General features: G+C 71.3%; 14 protein-coding genes. 9 read left to right on the top strand and 5 right to left on the bottom strand.

Going from position 1 to position 12,498, the window contains the following annotated elements:
* The first annotated feature begins 132 nt into the window (after positions 1 to 132).
* The 4 genes from rpoN (at position 133) to HBB12_RS02035 (ending at position 3,359) form a co-directional block, all read left to right on the top strand.
* The gene (rpoN, locus tag HBB12_RS02050; protein ID WP_236987832.1) at positions 133 to 1,695 is read left to right on the top strand and encodes an RNA polymerase factor sigma-54; all 1,563 of its coding nucleotides are present in this window, start codon (positions 133 to 135) and stop codon (positions 1,693 to 1,695) included.
* Between the two features lie 162 nt (positions 1,696 to 1,857).
* Positions 1,858 to 2,469, top strand: a complete 612-nt coding sequence (gene hpf, locus HBB12_RS02045) for a ribosome hibernation-promoting factor, HPF/YfiA family (RefSeq protein WP_236987831.1) — start codon at positions 1,858 to 1,860, stop codon at positions 2,467 to 2,469.
* A 91-nt stretch (positions 2,470 to 2,560) separates the two neighbouring features.
* The gene (ptsN, locus tag HBB12_RS02040; protein ID WP_203153008.1) at positions 2,561 to 3,025 is read left to right on the top strand and encodes a PTS IIA-like nitrogen regulatory protein PtsN; all 465 of its coding nucleotides are present in this window, start codon (positions 2,561 to 2,563) and stop codon (positions 3,023 to 3,025) included.
* Between the two features lie 19 nt (positions 3,026 to 3,044).
* A complete protein-coding gene (locus HBB12_RS02035; protein ID WP_236987830.1) occupies positions 3,045 to 3,359 on the top strand; it encodes a hypothetical protein in 315 nt (104 codons plus the stop codon).
* A gap of 256 nt (positions 3,360 to 3,615) precedes the next feature.
* Here the strand turns inward: HBB12_RS02035 and HBB12_RS02030 are convergent, their stop codons facing one another.
* The 3 genes from HBB12_RS02030 to ftsE form a co-directional block, all read right to left on the bottom strand.
* Complete coding sequence (locus HBB12_RS02030) at positions 3,616 to 4,419, bottom strand: YdcF family protein (RefSeq protein WP_236987829.1); 804 nt, start codon at positions 4,417 to 4,419, stop codon at positions 3,616 to 3,618.
* Between the two features lie 274 nt (positions 4,420 to 4,693).
* On the bottom strand, positions 4,694 to 5,653 hold the full coding sequence (locus tag HBB12_RS02025) for a cell division protein FtsX (RefSeq protein ID WP_236987828.1): 960 nt from the start codon (positions 5,651 to 5,653) through the stop codon (positions 4,694 to 4,696).
* Between the two features lie 18 nt (positions 5,654 to 5,671).
* Positions 5,672 to 6,391, bottom strand: a complete 720-nt coding sequence (gene ftsE, locus HBB12_RS02020; protein WP_236987827.1) for a cell division ATP-binding protein FtsE — start codon at positions 6,389 to 6,391, stop codon at positions 5,672 to 5,674.
* Between the two features lie 162 nt (positions 6,392 to 6,553).
* Here ftsE and HBB12_RS02015 point away from each other — a divergent pair, with 162 nt between their 5' ends.
* From HBB12_RS02015 to HBB12_RS02005, 3 genes are all read left to right on the top strand, one after another.
* Positions 6,554 to 7,288 (top strand): zinc-ribbon domain-containing protein, encoded by a 735-nt coding sequence (locus tag HBB12_RS02015; protein WP_236987826.1) that lies wholly within the window; start codon positions 6,554 to 6,556, stop codon positions 7,286 to 7,288.
* Positions 7,285 to 7,854, top strand: coding sequence for a hypoxanthine phosphoribosyltransferase (gene hpt / locus HBB12_RS02010; RefSeq protein ID WP_236987825.1), 570 nt, complete (start codon positions 7,285 to 7,287; stop codon positions 7,852 to 7,854). Before HBB12_RS02015 ends, hpt begins: the two co-directional genes overlap by 4 nt.
* Positions 7,855 to 8,062: 208 nt before the next feature.
* Positions 8,063 to 8,443: a response regulator gene (locus HBB12_RS02005; RefSeq protein WP_236987824.1), complete on the top strand. Its 381-nt coding sequence runs from the start codon at positions 8,063 to 8,065 to the stop codon at positions 8,441 to 8,443.
* Positions 8,444 to 8,452: 9 nt separating this feature from the next.
* On the opposite strand, the gene HBB12_RS02000 is transcribed toward HBB12_RS02005, so the two are convergent.
* A complete protein-coding gene (locus tag HBB12_RS02000; RefSeq protein ID WP_236987823.1) occupies positions 8,453 to 9,352 on the bottom strand; it encodes a LysR substrate-binding domain-containing protein in 900 nt (299 codons plus the stop codon).
* Between the two features lie 111 nt (positions 9,353 to 9,463).
* On the opposite strand from HBB12_RS02000, the gene HBB12_RS01995 reads away from it, so the two are divergent.
* Positions 9,464 to 10,444, top strand: coding sequence for a quinone oxidoreductase family protein (locus tag HBB12_RS01995; protein ID WP_236987822.1), 981 nt, complete (start codon positions 9,464 to 9,466; stop codon positions 10,442 to 10,444).
* A 213-nt stretch (positions 10,445 to 10,657) separates the two neighbouring features.
* Here HBB12_RS01995 and HBB12_RS01990 read toward each other — a convergent pair whose 3' ends face one another.
* Positions 10,658 to 11,179, bottom strand: a complete 522-nt coding sequence (locus tag HBB12_RS01990; RefSeq protein WP_236987821.1) for a TspO/MBR family protein — start codon at positions 11,177 to 11,179, stop codon at positions 10,658 to 10,660.
* A gap of 103 nt (positions 11,180 to 11,282) precedes the next feature.
* On the opposite strand from HBB12_RS01990, the gene HBB12_RS01985 reads away from it, so the two are divergent.
* Positions 11,283 to 12,437 carry a trans-sulfuration enzyme family protein gene (locus tag HBB12_RS01985; protein WP_236987820.1) on the top strand — a complete coding sequence of 385 codons (1,155 nt, stop codon included), beginning with the start codon at positions 11,283 to 11,285 and terminating at the stop codon, positions 12,435 to 12,437.
* The last annotated feature ends 61 nt before the right edge of the window (positions 12,438 to 12,498 follow it).

The following is a 12,498-nucleotide window of genomic DNA, read 5'->3' as shown; positions in this document are numbered from 1 at the left end:
AGAAACGCACGGGGAGGACCACGTCCGCTTTGACGCGAGTCCCGCTTCGGTTTAAAGCTGCTACGGGATGTCTGAAGCAAGAGTTGTGCCGACCCCGGCGCGAACCGGGGCGTCGCAGGGCGGGGCTGGCTGATGGGTTTGCTGCAACGGCTCGAGATGCGCCAGGGCCAGGCCCTGGTGATGACGCCGCAACTCCTGCAGGCGATCAAGCTTCTGCAGCTCTCCCATCTCGACCTCGCGACCTATGTCGATGCCGAGCTGGAGCGCAATCCGCTCCTGGAGCGGGCCGAGGTCGAGGTGCCCGAGCCGGGCGAGCCCCGCGGCGAGGCGGCCGATCAGGGCGGCGACGGCGACGGTTTCGACGGCGGCGGCTTCGACGGAGATGGGGCCGCGGAGCCCTGGCTGTCCCACGATCTCAACCCGAGCCGCAGCGAGATCGAGGGCGATCTCGGCACCCGGCTCGACAACGTGTTTCCCGACGAGGGCCCGGTGGCCCGCGAGCTGCCGACGGGATCGGAGGGGCTGTCGCTCACCCCGGCACCCTGGAGCGGTACCGGCGGCAGCTTCGACGGCGAGACGCCGGATTTCGAGGCGACGCTGACGGCCGAATCGTCGCTGCACGAGCACCTGTCGGCGCAGCTGGATCTCGCCACCCGCGATCCCGTCGAGCGCCTGGTCGGCGGCTTCCTGGTCGATGCCATCGACGAGGCCGGCTATCTGCGCGAGGATCTGGCGGCTTTGGCCGAGCGCCTCGGCGTCGCTCCGGCGATCGTCGAGCGGGTGCTGGGGATCGTCCAGGGCTTCGACCCCTCGGGCGTCGGCGCCCGCGACCTCGCCGAGTGCCTGGCGATCCAGCTGCGCGAGCAGGACCGGTTCGATCCGGCGATGCAGGCGCTGGTCTCGCGCCTCGATCTCGTCGCCAAGCGCGATTTTTCCGGATTGCGCCGCCTGTGCGGGGTCGACGAGGAGGATCTGGCGGACATGCTGTCCGAGCTGCGCCGCCTCGACCCGAAGCCCGGCCGCGCCTTCGGCGCCGGCCCGGTCGAGGTGCTGGTGCCCGACGTATTCGTCCGCCCGGCCCCGGACGGCTCCTGGCTCGTCGAGCTCAACAGCGAGGCCCTGCCCCGGGTGCTCGTCAACCAGAGCTACTACGCCACCGTCTCGCGCGGGGCGGCGACCGAGACCGACAAGGCCTTCCTGTCGGAATGCCTCCAGACCGCCAACTGGCTCACCCGCAGCCTGGAGCAGCGCGCCCGCACCATCCTGAAGGTGGCGAGCGAGATCGTACGCCAGCAAGACGGCTTCTTCGTCAACGGCGTCGCGCATCTGCGGCCGCTCAACCTGAAGACCGTCGCCGACGCGATCGGCATGCACGAATCCACCGTCTCGCGGGTGACCTCGAACAAGTCGATCGGCACCAGCCGCGGCACCTTCGAGATGAAGTACTTCTTCACCGCGGCGATCCCCGGGGCGGCCGGCGCGGCGGCCCATTCCTCGGAGGCCGTGCGCCACCGCATCAAGCAGCTCATCGACGCGGAGGCCGACGACGTGCTGTCGGACGACGCCCTGGTGCAGCGCCTGAAGGGCGAGGGCGTCGACATCGCCCGCCGCACGGTGGCGAAGTACCGGGAATCCTTGCGTATCCCGTCCTCGATCGAGCGCCGGCGCGAGCGCGCCGCGATGCCGGCGCGGTGAGCGCACGACCTTGAGGGCGAGCCCTCCGAAAGGCCCCTGCCGCATCGGGACCGGCTTCGTTGACTTCGCGTCCGGACGTTCCTAGCTCTTGAGGGCTGGCCCTTGCGCCGGAGACGTCCCCGGAAAACCAAGGGCGGCGAACGACGAGACCGGAGGGAGCTGATGGCAGCGTTGCGCGTGTCGGGTCGTGGCGTGGATCTCGGGGAAGCCCTGAGAACCCGGGTGGAGGAGCGGATCTCCGCGGCCCTCGCCAAGTACTTCGACGGTGCCTACAACGGTCATGTGACGGTCGGGCGCGACGGCAGCGCCTATCGCACCGACTGCGTGCTGCACCTGCCCTCGGGCATCACCCTCGAGGCCTCGGGCTCGGCCCACGACGCGCATGCGAGCTTCGACCAGACCGCCGAGCGGATCGAGAAGCGCCTGCGCCGCTACAAGCACCGCCTCAAGGCCCACCCGAACGGCCACGCCAAGGACATCGCCGTCGACGGCGGCCTGCCGGGTGCCGCCATGCCCGATACGGCCGTGATGGAGGCGGCCTATTCGGTGATGGAGGCGCCCGAGGAGGATACCGGCGAGCACCCGCCGATCATCGCCGAGAGCACCCGCACCCTGCACCGGCGCACGGTGAGCGAGGCGGTGGTGGAGCTCGATCTCACCGGTGTCCCCGTCCTCGTCTTCGTTCACGCTGGCACCGAGCGGGTCAACGTCGTATATCGTCGGGGCGACGGCGCGATCGGCTGGATCGATCCGCCGGAACGCGGCACTCCGTGAGCGGGCTCAAATCCTTCTCGCGGAAGGCCTCCGGTCCTGGAACAAGTGCGGGGCGCCGTGGGCGCTTCCCGCCGATGAGGCAGCGGTCTCGATGCCATTGCTGGAATTCCTGAAGCCGGAGGCGGTCCTCCCGGCGCTGCGCGCGCAGGGGAAAAAGCAGGTTCTGCAGGAGCTGGCCGCCCAGGCGGCCCGCCACCTGCCGGGCCTGGACGAGCGCGAGATCTTCGAGACGCTGCTGCAGCGCGAACGCCTCGGCTCGACCGGCATCGGCGAGGGCGTGGCGATCCCGCACGGCAAGCTGCCGGGGCTCGGCACGCTGTTCGGCCTGATGGCCCGCCTGGAGCGTCCGGTCGATTTCGAGGCCCTGGACGGCCAGCCGGTCGACATCGCCTTCCTGCTGCTGGCCCCCGAGGGCGCCGGCGCCGACCACCTGAAGGCGCTGGCCCGGGTCGCCCGGGTGCTGCGCGAGCCCGGCATCATCGACCGCATCCGCGCCGCCCGCGACGCCGACGCGCTCTATGCCCTCCTGACCCAATCCCCCGCCCAAGCGGCGTGACCGTAAAGCCGGCCTGACCATGCGGACCTCTCTCTGCGCGGCGGCGTTCCTCTTCGCCGCGACCACCGTCGCGCGCGCCGACGGCACCTGCGCCCGCGATCTCCTGGTGGCGCAATCCTCGCAGAAAACGGCGATCGAGCGCCTGGAGACCCTGGGCGACAGCGACGCCGACCGCTGCCGCGGCTGGCGCCAGCACGTCGACACGATGCGCCGCGCCGCGACCGTCTACGGCCGCTGCCTCTCGGGGGCGGAGCGCAGCGAGCGCCTGGCCCAGGTCCAGGGCTCGGAGAAGGAATTTTCGGAGTTGCTGCGGAGCCGCTGCAAGGGGCGGTGAGGCGACCGCCGCGCCAAAACCCTCCCCACTCTGCGGGGGAGGGTGGCGAGCGGAGCGAGCCGGGAGAGGGGCAGCGCAACGCTGATCCAGGGGGCGCCCGTCACCACGGTCGCGACATTGCCGGAAGCGTCGCCCCCTCTCCCGCCCGGCTCCGCCGGGCACCCTCCCCCGCAGAGGGGGGAGGGTTTGGCGCAGGGCAGCACCCGCCCAGCCTCCTGGGTCGTGCAGTGCGCGCCAGGCCAATCGAAATCACCCCTCACCGCACCAGCGGCTCGGCCACCACCTTCACCGGGTGCCCACGGCTGACCAGCACCGCCGCCCGCGAATGCTCGGGGTCGGTCTCGAACCGGGTGCGGACCCAGGCGACCAGGAACTTCGCGTATTCGGAGGCCAGCAGGCGCGCCGAGGCCGGGTGGCGCCACCACTGGTCCGGGTCGATCCCCTCCGGGACGACCGGATGCGGCACCACTTGGTGGCCTTCCGCCAGCGCGTGGTCGAGTTCCACCAGGGTGCGTGGCATGTGGTAGTTCGAGGTGACCACCGCGACGCTCCGGAAGCCGTTCTCGCGCATCCAGCGCCGGATCTCGATGGCGTTGCCGATGGTGTTGCGCGCCCGGTAGTCGAGGTCGACGCAGCAGGCGATCAGGTGCTGCTGGCCCGGATTGAGCCGGGCGATCTCGTCGCGGCTGGTGCGCTCGTTGACCCCGGTGATGAGCAGGCGCCGGCCGTAGCCGCCGGCGAGCAGATCCATCGCATCCTCGATGCGCTGGGCGCCGCCGGTGAGCGCCACGATGCCGTCGGAGGGGCCGAGCGGCAGTTGCTCCGACCGGGCGAGATGGGCCACGAAGGCGAGGAAGCCGGCGCCGAGGGCGATCCCGGCGACGAGGCCCAGCCCCGCGACCCCGAGGGCCAGGCGACGGCGCAGGCTCCAGGACGACGATTCGGGGTCGGGCGTTTTGGGGGCCGTCAACTTGGGCGCCGGCAACTTGGCAGGCGGCATGCCGTCGGGCCGATCGCCCGACCAGGACCAGCCCACCACGTCCCCGGTTCGCGTTGTCATGTCGCGCTGCATCCGCGAGGTCATCTCACCCGTGCCGAGCATAGTGCCGATTACGGCGGCCGAGAGGCAACCGCCCCGGAGGGCGATTCGTTCAACCGGGCCGGCCCTGTGGAGAGCGGGCAAGGATCGACGCTACCGCCCCTGGCTGGCGCCGGGCTGGCCTCGGCAGGGTTGCGAGACGCAACCCTGTCGAGGCTATCGGCTTTGGCATCATTCTTTGCGCCGAACCGGCAGCCACTTCGGCGCCGGCCGCCCCCGGCCGGCGGAGTGATGCTCAGTCGAGGAAGCGCCGCACGGTGAGGCGCGAGACGACCGCCGTGACGATCGAGGCGATCACCCCGATCAGGACCACGCTGGCATAGCCGCGCCAGCCGATGGCGAAGCCGCCGAACAGGGCCTCGATCTCGTCGCCGGCCGGTCCCGCGCGCCAGAGCCGGGCGAGCGCGCCGCCGGCCCCGATCACCGCGAGCGCCGCCACCGCCCCGATCGCCCCGCCGCGCAACCCGAGGCGGAAGAAGCGGCGCTGGAACTCGCGGGCGATGAAATCGGCATCGGCGCCGACGAAGTGCAGCACCTCCACCACCTCGCGGTTGCCCGCCATGGCGCCGCGGGTCGCGAAGGTGACGGCGAGCCCCGTGGCGAGCAGCACCAGCGCCACGACCGCCACGCCGACGCCCACCACGGTGTTGGCCATGGTCGAGAGGCGCGAGAGCCAGAGCGCGTGGTCGTCGAGGCTCGCCACCCCGGGCAGGGCCTCGGCGAGGCGCTGGCGCAAGGCGCCGAGATCGGGCGTGCTCGCGCCCAGCCGCACGGTGATGAGCCGCGGCACCGGCAGGTCGCCGAGATCGAGGCCGCTGCCGAGCCAGGGCTCGAGCAGGCGCTCGGATTCCGCCTTGGTGAAGGGCCGCGTCGCCGCGATGCCGGGGGTGCTGGAGGCGAGCGCCGCGGCCTTGGCGACATCGGCGTCGGTGTCGCGGCCCGGGCCCGGACGGATCTGGATCGTCACCTCCTGGGCCACCGAGCCCTGCCACTGCGCCGCGCTCGAGGCGACGATCTCGGCGCCCCCGGCGCAGAGGGCGGCGAGGAAGGTCAGGATCGCGATCACCGCCGCCAGCGCCCGGCCGGCGCTGGTATCGGTCGGCACGAGAGGGGCGTTGCGGCGTAGGGTCGGCGGCAGGTCGGAGGCCGGGGCCTCGCGCCGCGGCGCCCGCTCCAGGGTGGCTCCATCAGACATGATGCGTCTCCCCGCGGCTCATCCCTCGATCCGCAGGCGGTTGTTGCCGAGCACGAACCGGCGCGCGTCGACGAGGTCCATCAGGGCGAAATCGTGGGTGGCGATCAGCACCGAGGTGCCGAGGCGGTTGAGCTCGACGAACAGGCGCAGCAGGCGCCGGCCGAGCTGGGGATCGACGTTGCCGGTCGGCTCGTCGGCGAGCAGCAGTTCCGGCCGGGCGATCAGCGCCCGGGCGATCGCCGCGCGTTGCTTCTCCCCGCCCGACAGGAGCGGCGGCAACACGTGCATGCGCTCGCCGAGACCCACCCAGCGCAGGAGCTCCACCACCTCGGCCCGGTAGCTCGTCTCGGCCCGGCCCTGGACGCGCAGAGGCAGGGCGACGTTCTCGTAGGTGGTGAGGTGGTCGAGCAGGCGGAAATCCTGGAACACCACGCCCATGCGCCGGCGCAAGGATGTGAGCGCGCCGCTCGAGATGCCGCTCACCTCCTCGCCGAACACCGAGACGAGGCCGCGGCTCGGCCGCACCGAGAGCAGGATCAGGCGCAAGAGCGTCGTCTTGCCGGCGCCCGACGGGCCGGTGAGGAACTGGAACGAATGCGGCGCGATGGTGAAGCTGATGTCGCTCAGGATCTCGGGGCCGACCCCGTAGCGCATCCCGACATTCTCGAACCGGACCACCGGCTCGTCCATCCCGCCGAGCAGGCTGCTTCCGGTCCCCCGGTCCGTTCTCGCGTCCATCCGGTCTCCATGCGCGATCGCCTCACGAGGCGTCCCGATCCGCGAACGCTCGGGCGATTTCGATGCGCCGGCGCCTCATAGTCCGCGCCGCTTTACCACGCATTAAGGCTGTGGCGTGAGGAGTCGTGGTCCGGCCCCGGTGCCGCGCCCGACTGATTCGCCATGCTGATCGTCTGCCCCGCCTGCGCAAGCGAATATACGCTCGATCCCGAGCAGATCGGCCCGGCCGGGCGCACCGTGCGCTGCGCGGCCTGCCGCGAACCCTGGTTCGTCGCCGCCCCCCCGCCTGAGCCGGGCCTCGAGCTCTCGCCCACCGGCGAGGCGGTGTTCTCGGCCGCCGAGACCGCCCCGCCGCGCCGGGCCGGCCCCCGCACCGCGAAGGCGAAGGCGGCCCCCGCGCGCCGGCGCCTCGCCGTGGCGGCGCTCGCGGTCGCGGGCTGTGCGGCGATCGGATTGTCCCTCATGCCGGCGGGACGCGCTGCAATCGTGCGCGCCCTGCCCCAGACCGCCCGGCTCTATGCCGGCATCGGCCTGCCGGTGAACCTGCGCGGCCTGACCTTCCGGGACGTCGCCGCCTACCAGGTGCCGGATGCCTCAGGCGTCGGCCGCCTCGTGGTCGAGGGCGACGTGGTGAGCGCCTCGAAGGAGGCCGTGCCGGTGCCGCCCTTGCGCGTCGAACTGCGCGACGAGCACGGCCAGGTGATCTTCCGCTGGACCGCAGAGGCGCCGCGGGACCGGCTGGAGCCCGAGGAATCCGCCCGCTTCCGCGCCGAGCTTCCGAACGCTCCGGCCAAGGGGCGCGCGGTGCTGGTCCGCTTTGCCGCGGTTGACAGCGGGGATTCTGCCGTCAGCCTGAGGGCTCCGATGAACCCCCAGGCGAACCTCAAAGACCGATGACCCCGCCCCTGCCCCGCGTCCGCGTCCTCTTCGACGAATCCGCCATCGCGCAGCGCAACGAGGAGATCGCCCGCGCCATCGCCAGCCAGCCCCTGGAGAACCTTCTGGTGGTGGCAGTGCTCAAGGGCAGCTTCATGTTCGCCGCCGACCTGATCCGGGCGCTGCACCGGGCCGGCCTCGCGCCGCAGGTCGAGTTCATCCACCTGTCGAGCTACCGCGCCGCGACCGTGTCGTCGGGCCAGGTCGCGATCCTGCGCGACGTCGAGAGCGAGGTGCGCGGGCGCGACGTGCTGTTGATCGACGACATCCTCGAATCCGGCCGCACCCTCGTCTACGCCAAGGACCTCCTGATGGCCCGCGGCGCGCGGCGGGTGCTCACCACCGTCCTGCTGGAAAAACCCGGCAAGCGCGCGGTGACGATGGATGCCGATTACGTCGGCTTCACCTGCCCGGACGTGTTCGTGGTCGGATACGGGATGGACGTGGCCCACGCCTTCCGGCAATTGCCCTATGTCGGCCTCGTCGATTACGGCGACGGGGGCCCCGATCTGTTCGACAAGGATTGAAATTCCCGGGTCGGGGCTTCGGGATCAGGATATCTGGGCTCAGGGTTGCGGGCCCGGAGCGATGCGCGATTGCAACGTCGCCGGGCTTCGTGCGGCGTCGCCGCACGAAATCGGAACCTCAGCTGCGGCGGTGGCTTGACCCGGCAGCGCCGGGCCGATCACATCTGCCGTATCCGCGCGGTTTTTCGGCCCAGAGAGACGAGAGGACATGGCGCGCATCCTGCTGGTCGACGACGAGGAACCGATCCGCGGCTTCCTGAAGCGCGGGCTGGAGATGGACGGCCACATGGTCGTGACGGCGGTCGACGGCAGCGACGGTCTCGACCGCCTGTCCGAGACCGCTTTCGACCTGATGCTGACCGACATCCGCATGCCGCTGATGGACGGGATCGCCCTGGCGCTCGCGGCCAAGCGCGACTACCCGGACCTCACGATCCTGCTGATGACGGGCTTTGCCGACCAGCGCGAGCGCGCCCGCGGCCTCGACGCGATCGTGGCCGACGTGCTGACGAAGCCCTTCACCCTCGCCGACATGCGCGCCACCGTATCCCGCACCCTGCGCAGCGCCGGGGTGGTGGCGGCGCGCTGACGGGTCTCGTCAACCCGCGGGAGCCGGGCCGGCGAAGTGGGCGAGCGCGAAATCGATGAACGAGCGCAGCTTCGGGGTGATCCGCCGATCGGGTGCGTAGAGCAGGTGCATCGGCCGTGACACCGGCCGGTAGGCCGGCAGCACCCGCACCAGGTGGCCCGCCGCGACCGCGTCCCGCACGAGCGCCGTCGGCTGCAGCAGCAGGCCGAGGCCGGCGAGCGCCGCGGTGAGCAGGGCCTGGCCATTGTTGACCAGGAGCCGGTACGACACCTCGACCGCCTCCGGTCCCTCCGGCCCGGTGAACAGCCACTGATCCCCCGTCGCCATATGGGCAAACCCCAAGCATTCGTGCTGGCGCAGCTCGGCCGGGGCGCGCGGCGCGCCTCGCGCCGCCAGGTAGGACGGCGCGGCGCAAAGCGCGAAATCCATCGGGCGCAAGGGCCGGGCGACCAGACCGTTGTCGACCGGCGAACCGACGCGGAAGACCACCTCGTCCCCTTCCTCGATCAGGTCGATCTTCCGGTCCGAGAGGGTCAGCGCGACATCGACCTTCGGATGAGCCGCCAGATAGGCCGGCAGCACCCGGGCGAGGTCGTAGGCGCCGAAGGTGACCGGGGCGTTCACGCGGATCTGGCCCCGCGGCACCGCCTGGCTGCTCGCCGCCAGCGCCTCCACCGCTTCGACCTCGGCCAGGATGACGCGCACCCGCTCGTAGAGCTCGCGCCCCGCCTCGGTCAGGCTCTGCCGGCGCGTCGTGCGGTGGATCAGCCGGACACCGAGATGGTCTTCCAGCAGGCGCACCTGCTTGCCGACCGCCTGCGGCGAGAGCCCGAGGATCTCGCCCGCCGACGAGAACGACCCGGTCTCGACGGCCTTGGCGAAGGCCTCCATGCCCGAGAGACGGTCCATCGATTGCAAACCCGGCGTTTCGAATGTCGAAGGCGGGTCCGGATTTATCACGCCGCCGGCCCGGTCCATACCGGGCGCACGAGTTGGACAGAGCCAGAGAAGAGGCCCGACATGTCGACCCAACGCCGCGTGGTGCTCACCGAGTTCGGCCCGCCGCAGGTCATGACCCTGCAAAGCGGGGATCTGGCCGCGCCCGGCGCCGGCGAGGTGCGGTTGCGCCAGACCGCCATCGGCTTCAACTTCATCGACGTCTACCAGCGCCGAGGCGTCTACCCGCTGGAGCGCCCGACCGGGCTCGGCTTCGAGGCGGCGGGCGTGGTCGAGGCGGTCGGGCCGGAGGTCGCTGAGTTCCAGCCCGGCGACCGGGTGGCCTACATGAATGCCGGGGTCGGCGCCTATGCGGACCGGCGCAACCTGCCGGCGGCGAAGCTCGTGCGGATCCCCGAGGGCATCACCGACGAGGAAGCCGCCGCCCTGCTGTTCAAGGGCATGACGGCGCAGTACCTGCTGCGCAAGACCCATGCGGTGCAGCCGGGCGACCTGCTGCTGGTCCATTCCGCCGCCGGCGGCGTCGGCCAGATCCTGACCCGCTGGGCCACCGCGCTCGGCGCCAGGGTCGTCGGCACCACCGGCTCGCCGGGCAAGCGCGATGCGGCTTTGGCCGCCGGCTGCGCGGCGGTGATCGACCTCACCGATCCCGACTGGCCCGAGGCCTTCCTGAAGGCGACCGGCGGCGCCAAGGCGCGGGTGGTCTACGACGCGGTCGGCAAGGACACGCTGCTGAAGTCCCTCGATTGCGCCGCGCCGTTCGGCCTCGTCGTCTCCTACGGCGCCGCCTCGGGCCCCTCGCCGGCGATCGACCCGGAGCTTCTCAACAAGAAGGGCTGCCTGTTCCTCACCCGCCCCTCCGTCTTCCCGCACAATGCCGACCCGGCCACCTTCCGGGCCAACGCCGCCGACCTGTTCGACGCGATCGCGCGCGGCCACGTCTCGGTCGAGATCGGGGCGCGGTTCGCCCTGGAGAAGGTGGTGGAGGCGCACGAGGCGGCAGAGGCGCGGGCGGTGACGGGCGCGATCGTGTTGGTGCCGTGAGGCACCTCCCCTGTTCGTGACATGAGAAGGGTTCGCTTCTCCTACACACAACCTCATCCTGAGGTGTGGAGCGATCGAAGATCGCGGAGCCTCGAAGGAGGGCTCCAGAAATCTCCGAGCTATCTGGAGCCCTCCTTCGAGGTCAGTCCATCTTCGATGGGCTGACACCTCAGGATGAGGTTGCGGGTAGGACGAACGCGGGTGCCTGCGCCCTCAATTCATCCACCAGATCGCCGCGTTGAGCGCCGTCGCGTAGGCGACCCAGGCGGCGTAGGGGACGAGGACGAGGGCGGCGATCCGGTCGAGTGGGGCGAAGAGCCGGATCGTCCACAGGATCATCACCAGGAGGGCGACCACCACGACGAGGCCGCCGCCGAGATCGTGCCGGGCGAAGAACACCGGCGTCCAGGCACCGTTGAGGGCGAGCTGGACGAAGAACGCCCACAGGGCGAGCGTCCGGGTGCGGCGCAACCCGCCGGTCGCCGGGGCGGTGCCGAGCACGCGCCAGCCCGAGAAGGCGATCAGCGTGTAGAGGATCGTCCAGGCGACCGGAAACAGCCAGTTCGGCGGCGTGAAGCCGGGCTTGGCGAGGCCCGCATACCAGGTCGGGATGTTCGGCGTGGTCGCCAGACTCCCCACCACCGCGACCGCGGCGACGGGCGCGATCGCCGCAAGCAGGCGCGGCACGGGGGAGAGGACGGGTCTGGGATCGGTCAGCGTGGCGGTCGGCGGCATCGTTGGCTCGGGTGCTATACCGGGATGGAGGTTGCGCGCCGGCACCGGTTCTGCAAGGGCGGCGGGGGAGCAAAACAATTCCCCCGCACCCTGGAGTCCCGGCATGAGCCACGCCCCGCGCCACTGGTCGAAGAAGAGCCTCGCCGCGCAGGCGCTCGGCCATGTCGATCCGATCACCAAGGCCGTGGTGCCGCCGATCCATGTCGCCACCACCTACATCCGCGACGAGGACAACCAGTATTCCTCCGGCTACGTCTACGGCCGGCCCGACAACGCCACGGTGCGCGAGGCGGAAGCCGTGATCGCGATGCTGGAGGAGGCGCAGGCCGGCGCGCTCCTGTTCTCCTCCGGCATGGCCGCCGCCACGGCGGTGTTCGGCGCCCTCGATCCGGGCGACCACATCGTGGCGCCGACCGTGATGTACTGGGCCCTGCGCCGCTGGCTCTCAGAGGAGGCGACCCGCTGGGGCCTCAAGGTCGATTTCGTCGCCACCGACGACCTTGCTGCCCTGAAGCAGGCCGTGCGACCCGGGCAGACCAAGCTCGTCTGGCTCGAGACCCCCTCGAACCCGCTCTGGACGATCACCGACATCGCCGCCGCTGCCGAGATCGCGCATGCGGCCGGCGCGCGGCTCGCCGTCGATTCGACCGCGAGTTCCCCGGTGGTGACCCGGCCCCTGTCCTTGGGCGCCGACGTGGTGATGCACGCCGCCACCAAGGTGCTCAACGGCCATTCCGACGTGATCGCAGGTGCCCTTGCCGGGGCGAAGGCGGATGCGTTCTGGGCCCGCATCCAGCGCATCCGCTCCGGCAACGGCGCGATCCTGGGGCCGTTCGAGGCCTACCTCCTGATGCGCGGGATGCGCACGCTGCACGTGCGCATCAATGCCCAGATGGCGAATGCCGGCGACCTCGCCCGGCGGCTCTCGGCCCATCCCGCCGTGGCGCAGGTGCTGTATCCGGGACTGCCCGAGCATCCCGGCCACGCGGTGGCGGCGCGGCAGATGACCGGCGGCTTCGGCACCATGCTGTCGATCCGGGTGGCGGCGGGCGAGGCGGCGGCGATCCGGACGGCGGCCCGGGTGGGTCTGTGGAAGCGCGCCACCTCGCTCGGCGGCGTCGAGAGCCTGATCGAGCACCGCGCCTCGATCGAGGGCCCGGGCACCCCCTGCCCGCCGGACCTGCTGCGCCTCTCCGTCGGCATCGAGGATGCGGACGACCTGTTCGCAGACCTCGATCAGGCCCTGCAACAGGGTTGAGGGAGCCTCCGGCGCGGTTTGCGCGTTGAACCGGCGAAGCTTTTCCTTCTCCGGCTCACGG

This window comes from Methylobacterium sp. SyP6R, assembly GCF_019216885.1.
In the GTDB taxonomy this organism is placed as follows: domain Bacteria; phylum Pseudomonadota; class Alphaproteobacteria; order Rhizobiales; family Beijerinckiaceae; genus Methylobacterium.
Note: the sequence above shows the minus strand (reverse complement) of the source record. Positions and strands in the feature narration are given on the sequence as shown.

Bases quoted from the DNA above. Each gene is read 5' to 3' on its own strand.
- HBB12_RS02005 (WP_236987824.1), top strand. From the start codon at position 8,063: ATGGCGCGCATCCTGCTGGTCGACGACGAGGAACCGATCCGCGGCTTC.
- HBB12_RS02000 (WP_236987823.1), bottom strand. From the start codon at position 9,352: ATGGACCGTCTCTCGGGCATGGAGGCCTTCGCCAAGGCCGTCGAGACC.
- HBB12_RS02025 (WP_236987828.1), bottom strand. From the start codon at position 5,653: ATGTCTGATGGAGCCACCCTGGAGCGGGCGCCGCGGCGCGAGGCCCCG.
- HBB12_RS01990 (WP_236987821.1), bottom strand. From the start codon at position 11,179: ATGCCGCCGACCGCCACGCTGACCGATCCCAGACCCGTCCTCTCCCCC.
- HBB12_RS02015 (WP_236987826.1), top strand. From the start codon at position 6,554: ATGCTGATCGTCTGCCCCGCCTGCGCAAGCGAATATACGCTCGATCCC.
- HBB12_RS02035 (WP_236987830.1), top strand. From the start codon at position 3,045: ATGCGGACCTCTCTCTGCGCGGCGGCGTTCCTCTTCGCCGCGACCACC.
- ptsN (WP_203153008.1), top strand. From the start codon at position 2,561: ATGCCATTGCTGGAATTCCTGAAGCCGGAGGCGGTCCTCCCGGCGCTG.
- HBB12_RS02030 (WP_236987829.1), bottom strand. From the start codon at position 4,419: ATGACAACGCGAACCGGGGACGTGGTGGGCTGGTCCTGGTCGGGCGAT.
- hpt (WP_236987825.1), top strand. From the start codon at position 7,285: ATGACCCCGCCCCTGCCCCGCGTCCGCGTCCTCTTCGACGAATCCGCC.
- HBB12_RS01985 (WP_236987820.1), top strand. From the start codon at position 11,283: ATGAGCCACGCCCCGCGCCACTGGTCGAAGAAGAGCCTCGCCGCGCAG.
- HBB12_RS01995 (WP_236987822.1), top strand. From the start codon at position 9,464: ATGTCGACCCAACGCCGCGTGGTGCTCACCGAGTTCGGCCCGCCGCAG.
- ftsE (WP_236987827.1), bottom strand. From the start codon at position 6,391: ATGGACGCGAGAACGGACCGGGGGACCGGAAGCAGCCTGCTCGGCGGG.
- rpoN (WP_236987832.1), top strand. From the start codon at position 133: ATGGGTTTGCTGCAACGGCTCGAGATGCGCCAGGGCCAGGCCCTGGTG.
- hpf (WP_236987831.1), top strand. From the start codon at position 1,858: ATGGCAGCGTTGCGCGTGTCGGGTCGTGGCGTGGATCTCGGGGAAGCC.